Consider the following 19,729-nt stretch of genomic DNA (forward strand, 5'->3'; position numbering starts at 1 on the left):
GCACGGCCGTTGCGCCGCCTTGTGGATCAACCCTAGCGGCAGAACGGGCACCCTGACGGAGAGTCACCCACCCTCGCCCACTCAGCGCCGCGCCACCCCGTACGCTCTCTCCACCCTGATCCGCAGCACGAGCCGCCCGTCCCGGACCATCGCCGCGCGGTAGTCGTCCCAGTCGGGATGCTCGCCGCGCGCTGCCCGGTAGAGGCGGATCAGCTCCTCGACCGTCTCGTCGTGCGGGTCCCGCGCCACCGGCGTCAGGTCGGCCACACCCTCGACCACGGTGTACGCCCAGCGGTCGTCGCTGGTCACGTGGTAGGAGACGCGCGGGTCCCGGCGCATGTTGCGGGTCTTGGCGCGGGTGTCGGTGAGGGAGACGCGGACGGTGCGTTCGTCGGGGTCGTAGGCGTGGTTGACGTTCGAGAGCTGGGGGCGGCCGTCCGCCTTGAGGGTCGTCAGTACTCCGCCGTCGTACTCGGAGAGCAGCTTGAGGAGCGCGTCCTGCGTGTCGTCCTGAGTCATGACTACATCAACGATGCGCCGCCGATCCTTCATTCCGACCGACCGGTCGGTCCGATCTCGCGGAGTAGACACTGTCTACCACGCACTGGTAGACAGTGTCTATGAGTGACTCCCTGCGTACCCGCCTGATCGATGCCGGCGTCGACCTGGTGACCACGGAAGGCATCCACGCGCTCACCCTCCGGGAGATCGCCCGCCGTGCCGGTGTCTCCCACGGCGCCCCTCGCCGCTACTTCCCGACCCATCTGGAGCTGCTGTCGGCCATCGCCCGCCGTGGCTTCACCGAGCTGGCGGCCAGGGGAGCGCAGGCGATCGAGGAGAGTGGGCACGGGACCGGCGGTACGGCGGGGCCCCGGGAGCAGATCGCCCTGCTCGGGCGCGTGTACCTCGACTTCGCGCTCGCCAACCGGGGCATGCACGAGCTGATGTTCCGTCACGATCTGCTGGAGAGCAACAAGTTGGGGCTGCGCGAGGCCAGTCTGCCCGTCTTCGCGCTGCTCGTGGATCTCGTCGGGCAGGTCAGGCCTGATGCCGACGCCCGGCTCGTCGCGGGCGCGTTGCTCGCGAACCTATACGGCATCGCCCAGCTCTGGGCCTGGGGCAGCCTCCAACTCACCACCGGGGCCGACGACTTCGTACCCCTGCTGCGTACCGCCCTCGCCGCGCACCTCGGGCCGGAGGAGCGGTGAGCGCGCATCGGCGGGTCACTCTCGCGAGCAGTGTGATCGGGGCGGTGGTCGTCGCCCTCGACGGGACCGTGCTGACCAACGCGCTACCCACCCTGCAACAAGACCTGCACGCCTCCTTCGCCGAGGTCCAGTGGACGAGCACCGGGTATCTCATCGCGGTCGCGAGTCTGCTCGTGTTCGCCGGGCGGCTCGGGGACCGGTACGGGCATCAACAGCTGTTCGCCATCGGGGTGTTGGGCTTCGGGGCGGTGTCTGCGGGCATCGGATTCGCGTCCGAGGTGGGGTGGGTGATCGGACTGCGGGTCGTCCAGGGTGTGTTCGGCGCGCTGCTGCAACCCGCCACGCTCGGGATGCTGCGCGCCGCGTTCCCGCCCGACCGGCTGGGGATGCCGATCGCGTGGCGGACCAGTGCGATCGGGGTGGCCGCGGCGGCCGGTCCGCTGGTGGGCGGGGTGCTGGTGACCCACCTGGGCTGGCGGTCGGTGTTCTTCCTCAATGTCGTACCGACGCTGGTGCTGGGTGTCCTGGCGTTGGTCGTACGTGCTCCGGGTCCGCCTCCGGCTCCCGAGGCCGGGCGCGCGCGGCTCGACCTCCCCGGTGCCGCCCTGCTCGCGCTGGCCCTCGCCTGCCTCGTGCACACGCTCGTCGGTGTGCCGGAGCACGGCTGGAGCGCGTCAGCCGTCCTCGCGCTGCTCACGGCGGCCTGCGCGGGCTTTCTCCTCGTACGCCATGAGCGGCGTGCCGCCGACCCGCTGTTGCCGCCGGACGTGCTCGGGTCGGTGGTCGTGGGGGCCGCGCTGGGGATTCTCGTGGCCGCGTCGGCTGCGATGTTCGGCACACTCTTCGTGGCCAGTTATGTGCTCCAGGACGAGCTGGGCATGGACCCGTTCCTGACGAGTCTGACCGCGCTGCCGGGTGGCGTGGCGATGGTGCTGGGGGCGCCGGTGGCCGCCGTGCTGCTGCGTCGGTTCGGGGCCCGGCGTACGACCGTGGCCGCGCTGGCGCTGCTCGCGCTCGGGGTGCTCGTGCTGTTCCGGGCGTCCGGGGCGGGGGTGGTCGGCGGTGGATTCCTGCTGCTCGGAGCGGGTTTCGGCACCGTGATGGTGACCGCGACGGCCGTCGTCGTACGGCATGCGGCGGCCGAGTCGGCGGGGGTGGCGGGCGGGTTGCAGCAGACCGCGATGAACGTCGGACCGGTCCTCGGGGTGGCCACGGCGGCCACGCTCGCCGCCGTCACCGAGGGGCTGCGGACTGCGTTGCCCGTGCTCGCGGGTATCGCGGCCATAGGGCTTCTGGGCGCCCTGAAACTGCCGGATCTTGGTGATCGCAGGGCGACGGCCACCCGCTCTCTGCGTCACCATGGGGGTTCTGAGGCCTGAGGTGGTCCTGTCGGGGTATGACAGGACGGCACTTCAAGCGACCGGAGGGGAACGATGGCACAGCTGCGACAAGAGGTCGATCCGAGCGAGGTCGGACTGGATGTGAAGGCGCTAGACCGCCTCGACCAGCACTTCGCCCACTATGTCGACGAAGGGCGCCTGCCCGGATTCCTCGTGTCCGTGGCCCGCGCCGGTCGCGTCGCGCACCTCACCACGCACGGCCGGCGCGACATCGCGGCCGACCTGCCGGTCGAGGCCGACACGATGTGGCGGATCTACTCCATGAGCAAGCCGGTCACCTCGGTGGCCGCGCTGATCCTGGTGGAGGAGGGCAGGCTCGGGCTCACGGACCCCGTGTCCCGCTTCCTGCCGGAGTTCGCGGACCCGCAGGTGTACGCGGGCGGCTCCAGGGACGACCTCACGACCCGGCCCGCCCAACCCCTCCTGATCCGCCACCTGTTGACCCACACGGCGGGCCTGACCTTCGCGTTCTACCACTCGCACCCCGTCGACGCCCTCTACCGCGAGGCCAATCTGGAGTCGTCGGTGGTGCCGGGCTCGACCCTGGCCGAGACCTGTTCGGTGTACGCGGGTCTGCCGCTGCAGTTCGAGCCGGGCACCCAGTGGAACTACTCGGTCGCCACGAACGTCCTCGGCCGGGTCATAGAGGTGGCGTCCGGACAGCCCCTCGACGAGTTCGTCGCCGACCGTGTCTTCCGCCCGCTCGGTATGACGGACGCCGGTTTCTGTGTGACGGGCGAACAGGCGGACCGGCTGGCCGAGTTGTACGGGGAGACCGAGGACGGCGGTATCGAGCCGACCCTCGGTCTGCCACTGAAGGGCAGGCCCCGGTTCCTGTCCGGCAGCGGCGGCATGGTCGTCACCGCCCACGACTACCACCGGTTCATGGAGATGCTCCGCCGGGGCGGCGAACTCGACGGCGTGCGCCTCCTGTTGCCCGAGACGGTGGCCCTGATGACCTCCAACCACCTTCCGGGCGGCGCCGATCTGCGCACCTTCGGCGCCCGTCCGCACGACGAACCCGGCAACGCGGGCGTCGGTTTCGGCCTAGGGGTCTCGGTGGTGATCGACCCGGACCGCACCCTGGCCCCGACCGGCCTCGGCACGTACGGCTGGAGCGGGGTGGCGACGACGACGTTCTGGGTCGACCCGAGCCGTGATCTGACCGTGCAGTTCATGACCCAGGTACGACACAGGACGAGCCAGTCGTACTGGCAGGATCTCCGACGGCTGGTGCACGAGGCCGTAACCGATTAGCTGCCGCTGGGCAGTTGGCGGGGAGCGCGCCGCCGTCAGCCGACGGTGAGCCTGAACTCCAGTCCCTCCCCGCCGAGTTCACTCAGCCATTCCTCCGAACGCCGTGCCGTCTCGGCGGCGCGGCTCAGGCCCGGCGGCAGCGAACCGTCGAGGATGTGCCGGACGCCCAGGGCCAGCGTGCGGGAGACACAGCGGGCCATCGCGCTCTCGGCCGCGTCACCCTCCAGGTCGAGGAGATAACGGCCGGACCAGGCCGACCGCCCCGAACCGCCGTGCCCCTCCCCGTCGGCGTCCACATCGAGGGAGACGGCCAGGACCACGCGGTCGCGGTCGGCGTCGGTCGTCGGGTAGCGGGCCGCCAACTCCCTTGCCAGCGCACCGATCCGCTCGTCGTCGCCGCCCTTCAGCTCCTCGAAGACGGAGTCCCAGGCGCTCAGCCAGCCGTCCAGGCGCAGGGTCCCCCGCACGAAGGTCTCCGCTCTCCACGCCGTCGGCAGTTCGTACTGGCCGACGAACGGCAGGCTGTCCCTGTTCGGGTACACCTCGAAGGTCTCCCCGTCGATCACATGCGGACGCGTGACCTCCCAGGGCCGGTCGGCGACCGTCTCGGCGCCGTCCTCGATGTAACGGGCGGGCGAGCGAAGGGCGTTGAGAACTCCGGCGGGCGCCCAGCTGAACCGGTACCTGAAGTCGTTGGGCTCCGCGGGGATGCCTCCGCAGTACGACGTGAGGCGGTACGAGGCCGGTGTGCCGGCGCCGATCGCGTGCTCGGCGCGGGTGACCAGACTGTGGGCGAAGAGGTGGTCGATGCCCGGGTCGAGCCCGCACTCGGTGAGGACGACCAGACCGGCCGCCTCGGCTGCCGGTACTTGCTCAAGTACCGCCTCCGACACATAGCTCGAGCACGCGAAGTGCGCGCCGCCCTGTACGCAGGCCGCCAGCAGCGGGGCGTGTTCGGGCGCCGGGAGCATGGAGACGACCACGTCTCCGGGGGCGAGTTCGGCCGTGAGCGCGGGGAGGGTGTAGGCGCGGGGTTCGGCTCGGCCGGTGAGGCCCAGGTGGGCGAGGGCGTCGGCCGCGCGGTCCTCGGTGCGGTGCCACAGCCGTACGTCTCGTACGGCGTCGCTGTCGCACAGCGCGGCCAGGCCGCCGCCGGTGGACAGGCCCGCGCCGATCCAGTGGACGGTGCCGCTCGCGGGAACCGGCTCACTCATGGCCCAACTCCTCCTTGACGATGCCGAGTTCGCGGCACACCTGATGGAACCGGTCCAGACAGCGCCCCCACGCCCCGCCCACCTCGAAGTCGAGCAGCTGGGGCACCAGGGCGGCCGAGAAGTCCGTGCTCGCCTCGCGGGGCAGCAGGGACGGCAGGTTGTCGATGGCGATCAGGTCGAGCGGGGGCTCGTCCCGGAGGAGGCGCACCGGGTCGTCCCAGGTGGTTGCCGTGTCGTAGACCGGGAGGAGGTTCATGGGTGAGCCGACGTCGACCGTGACGTCCGAGAGGGTGCGGAGGCGGCGGCCGGGGGTGTCGAGGTCCTCGTCCGTGAGGAAGGGCGGGACCGGGCTCGTCGTCAGCACGGTGTTGACCATCAGCTCGTGGGCCAGCAGGGCCTGCCGGTCCAGGTCGCGGGTCTCGGCCAGGTCCCAGCAGGTGGGGTCGACGCCGGCCTCGTCGAGCGCGACCCGCGCGCCCCGGCCGCTGCGGCCCAGGGCGCCGATCACCAGCGCGCTCATCCGGGTTCCGGGCGACCGGAGTTCGGCCTCCAGGGCCTCCTTCGTGGTCGGCAGCAAGGGAGTCGTCAACTTCCCCCGGTGCTGGAGCACGGCGAGAGCGGCGCCGAGGTATCCGGCCCAGTAGCCGAAGGCGGCCAGCCGCCGCCCCTGGTCGTCCGCCAGGTACTCCAGGTCCAGCAGGGCCCCGCCCCCGGCGACAAAGCGGTTCAGCAGCTCGGCCGCGCCCGGCTGGCCCTTGTAGGCGTGCCCGAAGAAGATGTGCCGGTGGCGCAACTCGTCCGGCTCGTCGGGGAGTTCCTTGAGGCCGACGATCACCGCGTCCTCGGGTGCGGAGACCCAGGACCCGGCGTCGGCTACACCGCAGCCGACCGCCTCGTACTCCTCGATCGGGAAGATCCGCTGCGGCGACTCCTCCACGGTCAGGCGCACTCCCTCCTCGACGAGCCGCCGGGCGTCGGACGGGACGACAGCGGTACGGCGTTCGGTCGTGCGGGTCTCGTGGCGCAGCCACAAGTGGAGCTGGGTCATACGGGGTTGACCTCCGGGCGCAGGGCATCGGCCGCGAGACGGCCGGCGTTCAAGGGGCTGATGTCGACGAAGGGTACGCGGCCGGGGTAGGAGTCGCGGATCACCTCGCCGACCGCCGGTCCTTGGAAGAAACCGTGGCCGAAGAAGCCGGTCGCGTGGAGGAAGCGGGAGACCGAACTCGCCTCGCCGATCAGGGCGTTGTGGTCCGGGGTGATCTCGTACAGGCCCGCCCGGCCGCCGGTGCGACGCAGGTCGAGCAGGGCGGGCGCCCGGTGTTCCGTCGCCTAGTGCAGGCGGGGGATCCAGCGGGCCGGCCGGCAGGCGATGCCCGCCCCCGTCGCCCCACCGCCGATCACGACGACGCCCGCCCACCGCGGGGCGCTCATCGCCCCTCTCCCCGCGCCGCGCGCACGAGCGCCCAGGCCGCCGCAGCGTCCTGCACACCGAGCCCGACGCTGTTGTAGAAGACGATGTCGTCGGGGCCTGTACGGCCGGTCCGGGCGCCGGTGATGACGTCTCCGAGGCCGATCAGGTTCTCGCGGGTCAGCAGGCGGTCCCGTAGGGCGTCGATCACCGGGCCGGCGTGCTCCGTCGCGGTCTCCGGGTCGTCGACGACCACGGCCGCTGCCCGCCGTAGGACCTCGGCGTCGACCTCGTTGCGGGTCGGCTCGAACGAGCCCACGCTGACCACCGTGCAGCCGGGTGCGAGCCAGGCGCCGTGCACGACGGGGGTGGTGCTGAGCGTGCAGGTCGCGACCATGGAAGCCCCGGACACCGCCTCCTGCGGGGTGTCGGTCGCCTCGGCGGCGATGCCGAGTTCGGCCGCGAGGTGTTCCGCCGCTCGCGCTCGGCGCTCCGGGGTGGGGCTCCACACCCGTACGGATTTCAGGTTCCGTACGCGGGCGACCGCCCGGGCGTGGGCGAGGGCCTGGGTGCCCGAGCCGATGAGGGCCAGTTCGGCGCTGTCGGCGGTGGACAGCGCGTCGAAGGCCACGGCGCTGGCGGCGGCCGTACGCAGGGTCGTGACCGCCGTGCCGTCCATGACGGCGGCGAGTTCGCCCGTCACCGGGTCAAGGGCGGTGATGACGGCGTGAATGGTCGGCAGGCCGGCCGCCGCGTTGCCGGGGTTGACGCTGCCGAACTTCGCCACGGCGCCGGTGTCCCTGGACAGCCGGGAGACGTACGCGAAGACCACACTGTCGTCGAAGCGGCTGGGGTGCATGATCTTCCCGGGCAGATCGGGTAGATCGGGTAGATCAGGCAGGTCGGGCGCACCGGCACCACCCGCGCCCAGTGCCGCGAACGCCGCGCGCTGCGAGGCGATCGCCGTGTCGGGGTCGAGGAGGGCCGTCACCTGGTCCCGGGAGAGGAAGAGGACATCGTCGGTCATTCCCTCTTCCTTTCCGGAATCGGGGCTTCTGCACCCCCCACGCGCGTCGGAGTGACGCACACCCCCTGATCGGAACTCCCGGCCGGGTCTCCCGGTCAGGTGATCAGGACCAGTGTGCTACCGCGTCCAGGTGCGGCAGGACGTGGTCGAGGCGCTCGCGCTTGGTCCGCAGGTAGGTGATGTTGTTCTCGCACGGCGGGATCAGCAGCGGCACGTCCTCGGCGATCTTGATGCCGTGGCGGAGCAGCGCCTCGCGCTTGCGCGGGTTGTTGGACATCAGGCGCACCGAGCGGACGCCGAGGTCGTGGAGGATCTCCGCGGCGACGCCGTAGTCGCGGGAGTCGACCGGCAGGCCCTGTGCGAGATTCGCCTCGACGGTGTCCAGGCCCTCCGACTGGAGCTGCATCGCGCGGAGCTTGGCGAGCAGGCCGATGCCCCGGCCCTCATGCCCTCTGAGGTAGACGAGAATGCCGCGTCCCTCGGCGACTATCGCGCGCAGTGCGGAGTCGAGCTGGTCGCCGCATTCGCAGTGCTGGGAGCCGAAGGCGTCGCCGGTCAGGCACTCGGAATGCAGCCGGGTGAGTACGTCGTCCTCGGTGATCTCGCCGTAGACCAGCGCCACTTGCTCGTCACCGCGATCGTGGTCCATGTAACCGACCGCCTGGAAATCGCCGTACACGGTGGGCAACGGCGCATTAACGACGCGTTCGACTCCCGACGGCTGGGAGGCTTTGCCGAGTACGCCAATTTTTTCTGTCATGATCTGGTTCCTAAGCAGAGACGAAAGGCCGTGAGAACATGGATGATTCGGGAATACGGTTGCCGGTTGACACTACGGAAGACGTACGGACGCGAGCCGCCGGCGTCTCAACGCAGGTCGCCGTTCTTCCGGTCGGGAGCTTCGAACAGCACGGTCCCTTCCTCCCGTTGACGACGGACACCCTGGTCGCGTGTGCCATAGCCCGGGAGATCGCAGCCGCGTACCCGGTGCACCTCCTTCCGCCGGTGACGATCGCCTGCTCGCACGAGCACGCTGCCTGGCCGGGAACCGTCAGCATCTCCTCCGTGACCCTTCACGCGGTAGTACGGGACATCGCCGATTCGCTGCGCCGCTCGGGCGTGGACGCCCTGGTGGTCGTCAACGGACACGGCGGAAACTACGTACTGGGCAACGTCGTTCAGGAATCCTCCGCGCGCGGTGAGCGGATGGCACTGTTCCCGGCCGCGGAGGACTGGGAGACGGCGCGCGAGCGGGCCGGAGTGGTGACCTCGCTGCTCACCGACATGCACGCGGGGGAAATCGAGACCTCCATCCTTCTGCACGCTCATCCCGAATTGCTCCGTCCCGGTTATGAGACCTCTGATTTCGTCGCCGACGACCGCCGGCATCTCCTCACCCTCGGCATGGCCGGTTACACCGATTCCGGTGTCATCGGCCGTCCTTCACTGGGTTCCGCCGAAAAGGGGAAGGCGTTGCTGGCGAGCTTCGCCGACTCCTTCGGGGCGTATTTCTCGATGCTCACCGAGTCCGGGGACGACGATTCGGTGAGCACCGAGGGTTCCGTGGACACGGCTGGCTCCGTGGGCGACCAGAAGTAGCGGACGACCAGGACGACCGCGCCGGGCAGGGCGGCCACGAAGCTCAGTACTCCGTACACGACGGCGACGCTCAGCCCCATGCTCGCGCCCAGTCCCGCCGCGCCGAACGCCCAGGCGGTGACGCCCTCGCGGGGGCCCCAGCCGCCGACGTTCAGCGGCAGGCCCATCGCCAGCAGCGCCAGTACGGCCAGCGGCAGCAACTCGGCGACGGGCGCCGAGGATCCGGCGACCCGGGCGGCGACCACGAACATGCCGAGGTGGCCGGAGAGGACGATCACCGAGGAGAGCGCCACGCCCGGCGCGTTCTGGCGGGAGAGCAGGGCGCCACGGGCCTCGGCGAGTACGGCCTGCACGGCCCGGGCCTTGCGGGCCGCGACGCTCGGGGCCCGGTTCATCCGTACCGCGGCGACGACCGCGAGGGCGCCCACGGCGGCGAAGGCGGCCATCAGGGCGACCCGGCGGGCCTCGGCCATCACGGGTGACGGCTGGGTCAGCAGCACGCCCGCGCCGACGGCGAGCAGCGCGATCTGTCCGGCGGCGCGTTCGAGGACGACCGCGCGGACTCCGCGTCCGACGTCGCCGGCGCTCTGTCCGTGCCGTACCGCGCGGTGCACGTCGCCGAGGACGCCGCCGGGGAGGGCCGCGTTCAGGAACAGCGAGCGGTAGTAGTCGGCGATCGCGGGGACGAGGGGCAGCCTGATCCGCAGGCTGCGGGCGACCAGGGCCCAGCGCCAGGCGCTGAACACGGTGGTCAGCAGGCCGATGCCGAGGGCGATGAACAGGGTCGGTACGTCGATGCGGCGCAGGCCGTCGAGGAAGACGCCGGTGCCGAGGCGCCAGAGGAGTACGCCGAGGATCGTTGCTCCGGCGAGGGTTCCCAGGTGGGGCCTCAGGGCTCGGGCGGCTCGGCGGAGTCGGCTCGGGCGGGGTGTCTGGGGGGCGACCCTGTCTCCTACGAAGCCGATGACTCCGGCGCGGCCGGCCGAGGCGCGCCCGTCTGCCGGTACGGCTGTCCTGCGGAGGCGGGTATCGGCATGCGCCGCGGGATATGCGAGTTGTCGGCCGCGGGCCGGTGGGGGCTGGTCGCGCAGTTCCCCGCGCCCCTTAGGGGGCGCGACGACCGTCTGCATGCTCATGATGTGGCCCCGCCCTTCGGCCTCGCCAGTGCCAAGAGGTCGCTGTGGTGGACCTCCACCCGCAACTCGCCCGCCGCGCACGCCTCCAGGCGTTCGGCCAGGTATTTGTCGGCCTTCGGCTTCAGGGACGGGCGTTCCTCCACCGCTGCCGCCACCCAACCGCGCAGCCACTCCGCGGTGAGCGGGGCCTCTACGGGGCCGAGGCGCCAGGCACTCGGGTGGACGTGGACGGTGGCGCCGCGCTGGTCGAAGGCCTCGCAGGCCGCCGTGACCGCGTCGGGGCCGAGGAGTCCCGCACGTCGCTGGTGGGCGTTGAAGGCGTCGGCGATGTCCCCGTCCAGCGGGTCGGGGGCGGCGAACTCGACGCGGCCGGCCACGGACAGGGTCAGCAGGGCCGGGCAGCCGACGCCCGCACAGGCCGTGGCGAGGGCGTCGACCTCCTCACGGGTGAGGACGTCAAGGAGGGCGGACGCGGTGACCAGTGAGGCGCCGACCAGGGCGTCGGAGGTCAGCCGGGCGACATCGCCGCGCCGGGTCTCGACCGTCACACGGCTGCCGTCGGCGGCGGCGCGCGGGGAGGCCACGGCGGCGAAGTGCAGGAGGTAGGGGTCGCGGTCGTGCAGGACCCAGTGCTGGGCGCCGTCGAGCCGGGGTGCGAGCCAGCGGCCCATGGAGCCGGTGCCGCAGCCCAGGTCGTGGACGACGAGGCCGCCCGCCTTGCCGGGCAGGTTGGCCAGCCGGATGCGGAGCGGGTCGAGCAGTTCGACGGCGCGTGCGGCGGCGTCGGCGCCCTCGCGCAGCTCCAGCCAGTCGGGCGCGTACCGGGGCGGGTCGTCGGGCCCGGCCTCGCGCAGCCGGATCGTGCCCCGCTCCCCCGGATTGACCGGCCCGGCGCCTGCCTTGACGTCCCGGTGTGTGGGCTGGGCCGGAATCCCGGCGGCGGGCTTGGAGTTCGTGTCCACCGGAGTCACCGGTCCCCGTCGCTGGATCTCGGACGCCGCCGAAGTCGTGATCGTCGTCGCCTTCTTCATGCCGCGCTCCTTGCTTCTGGGGGAGTCCGCTCCGGCGTCCTCATGAGACTCCGCAGCACGGCCACCCGGCGTCCCCGAGCGGCCACCAGCTCCACGTCGACGTCCACGGGCGTCGTAGAACCCCGCAGCGCCGCCTCCGACCCGGCGGAAACCGCCACCGTCATCGCCTTCCTCATGCCGCGCTCCCCACTCGCCCGGAAGCCCACTCCGACGCCCCGACCAGACTCCGCAGCGCGGCCACCCGGCGTCCCCGAGCAGCGACCAGCTCCATGCCGGAGCCAACGGACAGCACCGAACCCCGCCGCCCCGCCTCCGACCCGGCCGAAACCGCCACCGTCATCGCCTTCCTCATGCCGCGCTCCCCACTCGCCCAGGAGCCCACTCCGACATCCCGACCAGACTCCGCAACGCGGCCACCCGGCGTCCCCGAGCAGCGGACAGCTCGGTGTCGGCGTCCGCGGAGGCCACCGGACCCGGCGAGGTTCCCGAGGGAATCCGGCCCAGTACCCCGACGGCACTGCGCAGGGCAGCGACCCGGTGTGCCCGGGTGGCGACCGGCTCGATGTCGTCGTCCCTGAGCGCGTCCGATCCGGCCGAGGCCGTCGTCGTCGTGTGTCTCACGTCGGCCTCCTCGATTCCCGGGAGAAGCGCCCGTCGTAGCAGTGACACTTCCCGGCGTCCCTGTACGGCCGCCGCTTCGGCGTCGGTGGCCACGAGCACCACCAGACCCGGCCGTCCGGCCGCCGGCATGGTCATCGCCCTCTTCATGCCGCCCTCCGAGGTTCCCAGGGGATCCGGCCCAGTACGCCGGCCAGGCTTCGTGCCGTTGCCGCCCAGCCGTCCAGGGCTGCTCGGCGGCCTCGCGCCGCTGCCTTCAGGCGGCGGCGGACGTCCGCCTCGCCGAACCAGCCGCGCAGTTCCGCCGCGAGGGCCGCCGGGTTCTCCGGGGGTACGAGGATGCCGGGGACGCCTCCGTCGGGGGCGCGGCCGACCGCCTCGGGGAGGCCACCGACGTCCGTGGCGAGGACCGGGATACCGCGAGCGAGGGCTTCCGTGACCGCCATGCCGTACGTCTCCGCGTAGGAGGTCAGGACCATCAGGTCGGCCGCCGCGTAGGAAGCGTCTAGCTGGGCGCCCGCCTGGGGGCCGGCCAGGTGCAGGCGGTCCTCCAGGCCGTGCTTGGCGATCAGGGCGCGCAGGTCGGAGACGTACTCGGGGTCCTGTTCGAGGCCGCCTACGCAGACGCAGCTCCACGGCAGGTCGGTCACCGCGGCCAGGGCCTCCACCAGGCGGTGCTGGCCCTTGCGCGGGGTCACCGCGGCCACGCACAGGAGGCGGGAGACGCCGTCCGTGCCGGAGGCGAGGGGGGCGATGTCCGCGCCGGGGGCCGCCATGTGCACGCGGTCCGGGGCGAGTCCGTGGTGGGAGACGAGGCGGCGGACCGCCCAGTCGCTGGTCGCGATCACCGAGGGCACCGCCCGCAGGACGGTCCGCTCCAGGGCGTCCAGCTCGGCCGCGACCGCCGGGTCGAGGCCGGTCTCGTCGCCCAGCGGAAGGTGCACCAGCACGGCGAGGCGCAGCCGTTCGGCCTCCGGGACGATGATCTCGGGGACCCCGCAGGCCACCAGACCGTCGAGCAGGACGACCGTGCCGTCCGGCAGCTCGCGCAGCGTCCGCGCCAGTTCCGCGCGGGCGTCGGCGCCGGGCCGGGGCCAGTCACCGGCGACGGCGTGCTTGTGCACCTGCCAGCCGAAGCCGGGCAGGTCGAGGCTGATCCGCCGGTCGTATGCGTTGCCGCCGCTCGGCGTGGCCGGGTCGTCGACGCCGCCCGGCATCACGAAGTGCACGGAGCGCAGGGACATGGGGATGATCGCCGCGTTCTTGAGGGCCGCGTTCTGCACCGGCACGTAGTTGAGCGTCTTCTGCACGTGAGCCTGTACCTGTACCTGAGCCGGGGCGACCGAAGAGGCCGCCGGGGAAAGGGGAACCGCGCGGTCGAGGGTCGTGTCGGTCACAGGGCACGCTCATAGCTCGCCCAGGCGACGTGGGATTCGTGCAGCGTGACGGTCAGGCCTGTCAGGCCCCGTGCGCCTTCGCCCAGCGCACCCTTCTCGATACGGGCGGCGAGCCGGTCGGCGATGACCTTGGCCAGGAACTCCGTGGAGGTGTTGACGCCTGCGAAGTCGGGCTCGTTGTCGAGGTTGCGGTAGTTCAACTCGCTCACCACGGCACCGAGCTCCTGGGTGGCCAGGCCGATGTCGACGACGATGTTGTCGTCGTCCAGCTGCTCACGGCGGAACGTGGCGTCGACGAGGAACGTCGCTCCGTGCAGGCGCTGCGCGGGCCCGAAGACCTCTCCGCTGAAGCTGTGGGCGATCATGATGTGATCGCGGACGGTGATGCTGAACAACGGACGACCCTCCAGGTGCGGCGCGTCTTGCCCCGTGCTGATCGCTGCCGGGGCATGCCGACTAGTACGGCTGCTCAGGGCAGCTTGTTCAACGGCTTGTTCAAATGGAATAGCGGACGCGGTGGCAGAGGGCCGGGATCTCTCCGGAGGCCAGCTTCGGCAGCACGTCCGGGAGTTCCTCGAAGTCGCTCTCCCCGGTGATGAGGGCGTCGAGCGCCGGGTCCGCCAGCAGGTCGAGGGCGAGGGCGAGTCGGTCGGCGTACGTACGGCCGGTGCGCGCGGACGGGGACACCGTCCCCACCTGGCTGCTGCGCACGGTGAGCCGCCGGGAGTGGAACGCCTCGCCCAGGGGCAGGCTGACGCGCCGGTCGCCGTACCAGCTCAGCTCGATCACCGTGCCCTCGGCACTGAGGAGTTCGAGCGAGCGCGCGAGTCCCGCCTCGGTGGCGCTCGCGTGGACGACCAGGTCGCACTCCCCCAACGCGTCCTGCGGCAGCGCGAAGTCGACGCCGAGCGCCTCGGCGGTCTTCGCCCGCCCGGGATCGGCGTCCACCAACTGCACGCGCACACCCGGGAAGCGGGCGACCAGGGCGGCCACGGAGCAGCCGATCATCCCGCCGCCGACCACGGCGATCCGGTCACCGGCGAGCGGCGCCGCGTCCCAGAGAGCGTTCACGGCGGTCTCCACGGTCCCGGCGAGCACGGCCCGTTCGGCGGGCACCGAGTCCGGCACCACTGTCACCGCGCCCACCGGGACGACGTACCGCGTCTGATGCGGATAGAGACAGAAGACCGTACGGCCGACGAGCGCGTCCGGACCCTCCTCCACGACACCGACGTTGAGGTAGCCGTACTTCACCGGCCCGGGGAAGTCGCCCTCCTGGAACGGCGCCCGCATGGCCGCGTACTGGCTGACCGGGACCCCGCCCCGGAAGACGAGCGTCTCCGTGCCACGGCTCACGCCGGAGAACAAGGTGCGGACGAGCACCTCGCCCTCGCCGGGCGCCGGCAGTTCGACGTCACGGATCTCTCCGTGGTCCGGCGAACCGATCCAGAACGCACGTGCGGCGCGCTTCATCGGAGTCCTCCTGAACGCTTGGGAAGTTGTTCACGTACCGAGATGTGCACAGTCCGCGCACAGTACGCGGCATGATCCACTCTGTACATACGGCGGAGGACGAGCGGTGGCCCTGAACTACACGTACGACGTAAGGCCGGCACAGCAGGAGACCGCTCTGGGAGCGGGCATTCAGATCCTGTTGCTGGTCTTGCTGGGCTCCGCATTCGGTCTGGGCCCGGCGGGCTGGCTGACCGGGCTGACGTTCGCGTTCGCCACCTGGGCCGTTCTGTCCCGCGCGCTGCACCGGTCCGGGTCGAAGTCGTTCGGCCCGGCCAACCGTGTGACTCTCGGCCGGGCGACCCTGGTCGGCGGGGTGACGGCCCTGGTCGCGGACTCCTTCGAGAGCTCGCCGCCGGTCACACTGTTCGTCGGTCTGACGGCCGTGGCCCTGATCCTCGACGGTGTGGACGGCAAGGTCGCCCGCCGCACCGGCACCTGCTCGACACTGGGCGCGCGCTTCGACATGGAGGTCGACGCGTTCCTGATCCTGGTGCTGAGCGTGTACGTGTCGATGTCGCTGGGCCCGTGGGTCCTGCTGATCGGCGGCATGCGCTACGCCTTCGTCGCCGCCGCCCGCGTCCTGCCCTGGCTGAACGCCCCGCTCCCCCCGAGCACCGCCCGCAAGACCGTGGCCGCCCTCCAGGGCATCCTGCTCCTGGTCGGCGCCTCCGGCTACCTGCCCCACACGGCCACGCAGGCCGTCGTCGCCCTGGCCCTTGGCACGCTGGTCTGGTCGTTCGGCCGCGACATCCTGTGGCTGTACCGCACGTCCCGTCCGCGCACGACACCGGTCGCGTCGTACGCGGACGTGGAACAGCAACTGCGCGCACTGGTACCGGCCGAGTCCATGTCCCGGTGAGGGCCACCCGCGCCCCAAAGGGGCGCGGGGAACTGCGCGACCAGCCCCCACCGCCCCGCGGCCAAAGAACCGCCCAACATCAGCCTTACGAACGTGAACCTCGGGCCCTGACCAGCGCGAACACCGCCGCAGCCAGCCCCAGCACCCCCACAACCAACCCGGCGATCCCCAGCCCACGAGCCGTCGAGTCACTGGCCGAGGCCGAAACAGCCTGACCGGCACTGCTCTTCGCCGAAGCCGGCGCCGCCACAAGCTGCAGCGAGGGCGCCGGATTCTCCGGCTCCTCCTGTCCCGTCTGAGGCGTCTCGATCCAGCGGACGACATTGCCGTCGGAGTAGGTCTGCAGGGTCTTGAAGGCCAACTGGCCCGTGTCATCAGGGAGTTGACCGAACGCGACGTCGAAGTCCTCGTACTCCCCCTCCTCGATCTTTCCGCCGGACCAGGTGATCTCGGAGACGGCGTCGGTGATCGTCCCGTCGTCCGTCTTGATCGGCGTCTTGAGCTTGGTGGTCGTGACCTTCGCGGTCCAGCCCTCCTCCGGGGTGACCAGCACGCCGAGGACGGGGTGGTCGGTGGGCAGGAAGACCTGGACCTTCGTGGTGCTCGCGGTGTCCTCCTCGTTGGGGACCCGGAAGGTCAGGATGCCGTCCGTGGCGCCCTTGGTGTAGCTCTCGGGGTGCACGGTGACGTGCGCGAAGGCGGAACCGGCCGCCGCGAGGACACCGGCGGCGGTGAGCCCGGTGACGACGCCGGCGCGGCGCAGGGTGATGCGTGTGGGGAACATGGGCGGAACTCCGCATTTCCGTACTGGTGACTGCTGTCGAGGACTTTCAGGGCGTGTACGGAATCCCTGTCGGCGGTCCTCGACCGCTCACCGCGTAGCGGAGGAGCAGCCGGCGCGGCCGGACGACCGACGACGACATGCGCCCGGGGGCCGGGCGGGGCGGCACGGCGGGCGCGTCCCGCCACCAGGCGGCGAGGCCCGGTACGAAGGCGACGGCCCAGCGCAGCAGCGACCACAGCGCGGCCTCGCCCCGCCGCAGACACCAGGAGGCGGCCAGCGCGGCGAGGACGTGGGCACTCATGACGTGGGAGTGCGCGTGGGCCATCGACATCCCGGGGTGGTGCATGGGCGCCATGGTCCGGCCACGCACCGCCCCGAACGCGAGGTGCAGCCCCGCCTGGGTGGCCAGCGTCAGGCCGCCGATCCCCGGCAGCGACCGCTCCCGTCCGCCGAGCAGCCACCCGGCGGCGAACACGGCCGCGAACCCGGCGCCGTCGGCCGACAGAGCCGGTGGCGCGCCGGTGGCGAGGCCGTGCGCGGCAGCGGCAAGCAGCACACACACCGCGGCGAACACCGCGGCGCGCAGACTCCGTACCGCCGGGGAAGCGTCGCTCATCGTGCCGGGATCCTCCCACAGGCGGACCCCGGCGGACCTGGGGGCTCCGCCCCCAGACCCCCGTATCGCGCTGAACGCGCTCGTCCTCAAACTCCCCCAGAGGGGGGACCCCCAACGGGCTGAATAGCCCGGGGAACGGCGGGTCACTCGCCTCCGGCGGTCTCCTCGTCCTCCAGTTCCTTCGCCAGGCGGCGCAGATGCGGGCCGTACTCCGGGTCGTTGAGCGCTGCCGCGAACTGGGCGGTGAGGTAGGCGAGGGGGTTGCCGGTGTCGTACCAGCGGCCGTGGATCACCTGGCCGTAGACGGCGCGGTTGGCGGCGTAGGCGTTGATGGCGTCGGTGAGGTAGACCTCACCGGTGCGGTGGTCGTACCAGCGCTTGGTCTGTTCGCGCAGTTCGTCGATGATGCCGGGCGTGATGACGTAGCCGCCGATGGCCGCGTACGAGGAAGGCGCGTCCTGCGGGCGGGGCTTCTCGACCAGGCCGGTGATGCGCAGCAGACCGTCGTCGAGGTCCTCCTTGACGACGGGGACGCCGTAGCGCTGCGAGTCGCCCGGGTCCATCGGCATCAGCGCGAGGACCGGGGAGTTGGTGGCCTCGTACGCCTTGATCAGCTGCTGGGCGCGCGGGACCTCGGCGACGAACACGTCGTCGGGCCACAGCACCAGCAGCGGCTCGTCGCCGATGTTGCGCGAGGCGTTGAGGACGGGGGTGCCGTTGCCGTACGGACCCTGCTGGTAGAGGTAGGTGATGTGGCCGAGCCGGGACAGCTCGCCGACCTCCTCCACGGCGTCCGCGTACGCCGACTTGCCGTCGGCGCGCAGCTGGTCGACGAGGCCGGGGTTGGGCCGGAAGTGGTCCTGGATCAGCCCCTTGTCGCCGGACACGACGATGGTGATGTCGGTGATGCCGGAGGCCACGAGCTCCCGGACGGTGTGCTCGATGACGGGCTTGTCACCGACGGGCAGCATCTCCTTCGGTGTCGCCTTGGTGAGCGGCAGCAGCCGGGACCCCAGTCCGGCTGCGGGAATGACTGCCCTGCGAATCGTGGCCATGGGCCCCCCTGTACGAAAACGCGTACGTTTCATCGGTCGGTAGTACTTAGTGGTGCGTGGTCCTGCTCGGCGGTGCTCGGCGCCGCTCACCCGCGCGTGTCGGCGCGGGTGGTGTGACGCTACCAATCGGCATGCCCCACCGCCGCACCTCTCAGACCCCGCAGGTGCTCCCCGGCCACCGGTTCAAGCCCGCCGCGGCAGTACGGCGATGGCCGCGAGGGGTACGGCGGCCAGCACCAGCCAAGGGACGGCGGCGGGCAGTCCGGTGTCGAGGAGGGTGCCGGTCAGCGAGCTGCCGACCAGCACGATCAGGCCGGAAACCGACGACAGGGCGCCGGTGTAGAGGCCGAGCCGGCCGTCTTCGGCGAGGTCGGGGACCCAGGCGCGGGCGACCGGCGCGACCAGCATCTGGCCGAAGGTGAGCAGGACGACGAACCCGGCGGCGGGCAGCAGCCCGACGGTTCCGGTCCAGGCCGCGGGCCTGGCCAGCGCCACGACGGCGAATCCGGCGGAGATCAGCAGCATCCCGACGACCATCGAGCGGCGCAGGGCGAGACGGTCGCCGACCCAGCGGGTGACCGGCAGTTGGGCGGTCACGACGAGTAGCGAGGAGAGGGCGAACAGCCAGGCCAGGGCGGTCTGCGAGCCGGTCGCGCGCTCGACCTCGTCGGGGAGCGCGAGGTACAGCTGGTTGTACGCGAGGAGATAGGCGCCGTACGCGGAGCAGAGTGCGAGAAACCGACGGTTGCGCAGCAGTGTGCGCACGCCCCCTTTCGCGCGTATGCGCTCCCTGCCGGGTATGTGCTGCGGAAGCAGCCAGGCGTGCCCGGCGAGAACGAGGACGAAGATTCCGGCGCCCGCGAGACAGACGACACGGAAGTCGACGGACAGCAGCAGTCCGCCGAGCAGTGGCCCGACGAAGGCGCCCGCCTGTCCGGCGACGGTGAACAGGGCGAGGACGCGGGTGCGTGAGCCGCCGCCCTGCTCCTCCCAGACCACGGCCTGCCGGGCGACCTCGGACTCGACGGCGGGCGAGAAGAGGGCCGCGGCGAAGCCGATGAGGAGGACGGCGCCGATGACGGTCGCGGTCGAGTCGGCATAGCCGAGCCAGGCGAAGCCGGCGATGCGCAGGGCGCACCCCGCGAGCACCACGGGCCGGATGCCGTACCGGTCGGCGAGCGCACCCCCGACCACGAACAGCCCCTGCTGACTGAAGGTACGCAGCCCGAGCACGAACCCGACGAGCCAGCCGGCCATGCCGATCGCCTGCCCGAGATGCTCGGAGAGAAAGGGCAGAACGGCGAAGAAGCCGACGTTGAAGGCGAGTTGGGTGAGGATCAGCAGCCGCAGCAGCGGCGACAGCCGCGTCCGGGCGGGCGTCCCGCCCTGAAGACCGGCGGTTGCTGGGGTGGTCACTGGAGAGCCAACTCTCGTGAATCCGGGAGGTGTTGGGACGCGGGCACAGTCATCCGGGGCGGCGGCATCCAGAGCGGCGCCGGGCACATCCGGGCAGGCGGCTCACCGTTGCGGGCAGCTGCGGAGGCGCCCGCCGGAAGGCCGGCCTTCTTGTCTCCCGGCGAGCTCGGGCCGCGCACACCGTCT

21 protein-coding genes and 2 pseudogenes are annotated in these 19,729 nt (G+C 71.6%); 5 read left to right on the forward strand and 18 right to left on the reverse strand.

The genetic code is table 11. From position 1 onward, the window contains the following. Nucleotides 1–81: 81 nt before the first annotated feature. Nucleotides 82–519, reverse strand: a complete 438-nt coding sequence (locus tag LUX31_RS06135; RefSeq protein ID WP_235473717.1) for a PPOX class F420-dependent oxidoreductase — start codon at nt 517–519, stop codon at nt 82–84. Between the two features lie 101 nt (nt 520–620). Between LUX31_RS06135 and LUX31_RS06140 the strand changes: the two genes are divergently transcribed. The 3 genes from LUX31_RS06140 to LUX31_RS06150 are packed head-to-tail and all read left to right on the forward strand — an operon-like array spanning nt 621 to nt 3,865. Next, nucleotides 621–1,208, forward strand: coding sequence for a TetR/AcrR family transcriptional regulator (locus LUX31_RS06140; protein ID WP_235473718.1), 588 nt, complete (start codon nt 621–623; stop codon nt 1,206–1,208). Then, nucleotides 1,205–2,587 (forward strand): MFS transporter, encoded by a 1,383-nt coding sequence (locus LUX31_RS06145; protein WP_235473720.1) that lies wholly within the window; start codon nt 1,205–1,207, stop codon nt 2,585–2,587. Before LUX31_RS06140 ends, LUX31_RS06145 begins: the two co-directional genes overlap by 4 nt. Nucleotides 2,588–2,641: 54 nt before the next feature. Then, nucleotides 2,642–3,865, forward strand: a complete 1,224-nt coding sequence (locus tag LUX31_RS06150) for a serine hydrolase domain-containing protein (RefSeq protein WP_235473722.1) — start codon at nt 2,642–2,644, stop codon at nt 3,863–3,865. Nucleotides 3,866–3,900: 35 nt separating this feature from the next. Here LUX31_RS06150 and LUX31_RS06155 read toward each other — a convergent pair whose 3' ends face one another. The 5 genes and pseudogenes from LUX31_RS06155 to ribA all read right to left on the reverse strand — a co-directional run bounded on the left by LUX31_RS06155 (nt 3,901) and on the right by ribA (nt 8,277). After that, nucleotides 3,901–5,079: a saccharopine dehydrogenase family protein gene (locus tag LUX31_RS06155; RefSeq protein ID WP_235473724.1), complete on the reverse strand. Its 1,179-nt coding sequence runs from the start codon at nt 5,077–5,079 to the stop codon at nt 3,901–3,903. Continuing rightward, the gene (locus LUX31_RS06160) at nt 5,072–6,127 is read right to left on the reverse strand and encodes a saccharopine dehydrogenase (RefSeq protein ID WP_235473725.1); all 1,056 of its coding nucleotides are present in this window, start codon (nt 6,125–6,127) and stop codon (nt 5,072–5,074) included. The genes LUX31_RS06155 and LUX31_RS06160 overlap by 8 nt, the downstream gene beginning before the upstream one ends. After that, nucleotides 6,124–6,435, reverse strand: a pseudogene (locus LUX31_RS06165) (FAD-dependent oxidoreductase); the annotation flags it as partial. The gene LUX31_RS06160 and the pseudogene LUX31_RS06165, both read right to left, overlap by 4 nt. A gap of 74 nt (nt 6,436–6,509) precedes the next feature. Beyond that, nucleotides 6,510–7,517, reverse strand: coding sequence for an ornithine cyclodeaminase family protein (locus LUX31_RS06170; RefSeq protein WP_235473727.1), 1,008 nt, complete (start codon nt 7,515–7,517; stop codon nt 6,510–6,512). A gap of 103 nt (nt 7,518–7,620) precedes the next feature. Continuing rightward, nucleotides 7,621–8,277, reverse strand: coding sequence for a GTP cyclohydrolase II (gene ribA / locus LUX31_RS06175; protein WP_235473729.1), 657 nt, complete (start codon nt 8,275–8,277; stop codon nt 7,621–7,623). 38 nt (nt 8,278–8,315) lie between these two features. On the opposite strand from ribA, the gene LUX31_RS06180 reads away from it, so the two are divergent. Continuing rightward, nucleotides 8,316–9,116 (forward strand): creatininase family protein, encoded by an 801-nt coding sequence (locus tag LUX31_RS06180; protein ID WP_328285642.1) that lies wholly within the window; start codon nt 8,316–8,318, stop codon nt 9,114–9,116. Nucleotides 9,117–9,196: 80 nt separating this feature from the next. On the opposite strand, the pseudogene LUX31_RS06185 reads toward LUX31_RS06180, so the two are convergent. The 8 genes and pseudogenes from LUX31_RS06185 to LUX31_RS06220 all read right to left on the reverse strand — a co-directional run. Next, a pseudogene (locus LUX31_RS06185) lies at nt 9,197–10,252 on the reverse strand (lysylphosphatidylglycerol synthase transmembrane domain-containing protein); the annotation flags it as partial. Then, nucleotides 10,249–11,283, reverse strand: a complete 1,035-nt coding sequence (locus tag LUX31_RS06190; RefSeq protein ID WP_235473732.1) for a trans-aconitate methyltransferase — start codon at nt 11,281–11,283, stop codon at nt 10,249–10,251. The pseudogene LUX31_RS06185 and the gene LUX31_RS06190, both read right to left, overlap by 4 nt. Further along, entirely contained in the window at nt 11,280–11,459 is a 180-nt protein-coding gene (locus LUX31_RS06195) for a hypothetical protein (protein ID WP_235473734.1), read from the reverse strand. The genes LUX31_RS06190 and LUX31_RS06195 overlap by 4 nt, the downstream gene beginning before the upstream one ends. Then, on the reverse strand, nt 11,456–11,635 hold the full coding sequence (locus tag LUX31_RS06200) for a hypothetical protein (protein WP_235473735.1): 180 nt from the start codon (nt 11,633–11,635) through the stop codon (nt 11,456–11,458). Before LUX31_RS06200 ends, LUX31_RS06195 begins: the two co-directional genes overlap by 4 nt. Beyond that, nucleotides 11,632–12,039 (reverse strand): hypothetical protein, encoded by a 408-nt coding sequence (locus tag LUX31_RS06205; protein ID WP_235473736.1) that lies wholly within the window; start codon nt 12,037–12,039, stop codon nt 11,632–11,634. Before LUX31_RS06205 ends, LUX31_RS06200 begins: the two co-directional genes overlap by 4 nt. Nucleotides 12,040–12,047: 8 nt before the next feature. Then, the gene (locus LUX31_RS06210) at nt 12,048–13,211 is read right to left on the reverse strand and encodes a glycosyltransferase family 4 protein (protein WP_235473737.1); all 1,164 of its coding nucleotides are present in this window, start codon (nt 13,209–13,211) and stop codon (nt 12,048–12,050) included. A gap of 83 nt (nt 13,212–13,294) precedes the next feature. Further along, a complete protein-coding gene (locus LUX31_RS06215; protein WP_235473738.1) occupies nt 13,295–13,693 on the reverse strand; it encodes a 6-pyruvoyl trahydropterin synthase family protein in 399 nt (132 codons plus the stop codon). A 100-nt stretch (nt 13,694–13,793) separates the two neighbouring features. Beyond that, the gene (locus LUX31_RS06220) at nt 13,794–14,771 is read right to left on the reverse strand and encodes a zinc-dependent alcohol dehydrogenase (RefSeq protein WP_235473739.1); all 978 of its coding nucleotides are present in this window, start codon (nt 14,769–14,771) and stop codon (nt 13,794–13,796) included. Nucleotides 14,772–14,877: 106 nt separating this feature from the next. Between LUX31_RS06220 and LUX31_RS06225 the strand changes: the two genes are divergently transcribed. Beyond that, on the forward strand, nt 14,878–15,672 hold the full coding sequence (locus tag LUX31_RS06225) for a CDP-alcohol phosphatidyltransferase family protein (protein WP_235473740.1): 795 nt from the start codon (nt 14,878–14,880) through the stop codon (nt 15,670–15,672). 85 nt (nt 15,673–15,757) lie between these two features. Here the strand turns inward: LUX31_RS06225 and LUX31_RS06230 are convergent, their stop codons facing one another. The 4 genes from LUX31_RS06230 to LUX31_RS06245 form a co-directional block, all read right to left on the reverse strand. Then, nucleotides 15,758–16,456: a YcnI family copper-binding membrane protein gene (locus LUX31_RS06230; RefSeq protein ID WP_235473741.1), complete on the reverse strand. Its 699-nt coding sequence runs from the start codon at nt 16,454–16,456 to the stop codon at nt 15,758–15,760. A 46-nt stretch (nt 16,457–16,502) separates the two neighbouring features. After that, a complete protein-coding gene (locus LUX31_RS06235; RefSeq protein WP_235473742.1) occupies nt 16,503–17,072 on the reverse strand; it encodes a hypothetical protein in 570 nt (189 codons plus the stop codon). Nucleotides 17,073–17,215: 143 nt separating this feature from the next. Beyond that, a complete protein-coding gene (locus LUX31_RS06240; RefSeq protein WP_235473743.1) occupies nt 17,216–18,127 on the reverse strand; it encodes a UTP--glucose-1-phosphate uridylyltransferase in 912 nt (303 codons plus the stop codon). A gap of 183 nt (nt 18,128–18,310) precedes the next feature. Further along, on the reverse strand, nt 18,311–19,543 hold the full coding sequence (locus LUX31_RS06245) for an MDR family MFS transporter (protein ID WP_235473744.1): 1,233 nt from the start codon (nt 19,541–19,543) through the stop codon (nt 18,311–18,313). Nucleotides 19,544–19,729: the final 186 nt, after the last annotated feature.

Source organism: Streptomyces sp. GQFP, assembly GCF_021545335.1.
In the GTDB taxonomy this organism is placed as follows: domain Bacteria; phylum Actinomycetota; class Actinomycetes; order Streptomycetales; family Streptomycetaceae; genus Streptomyces.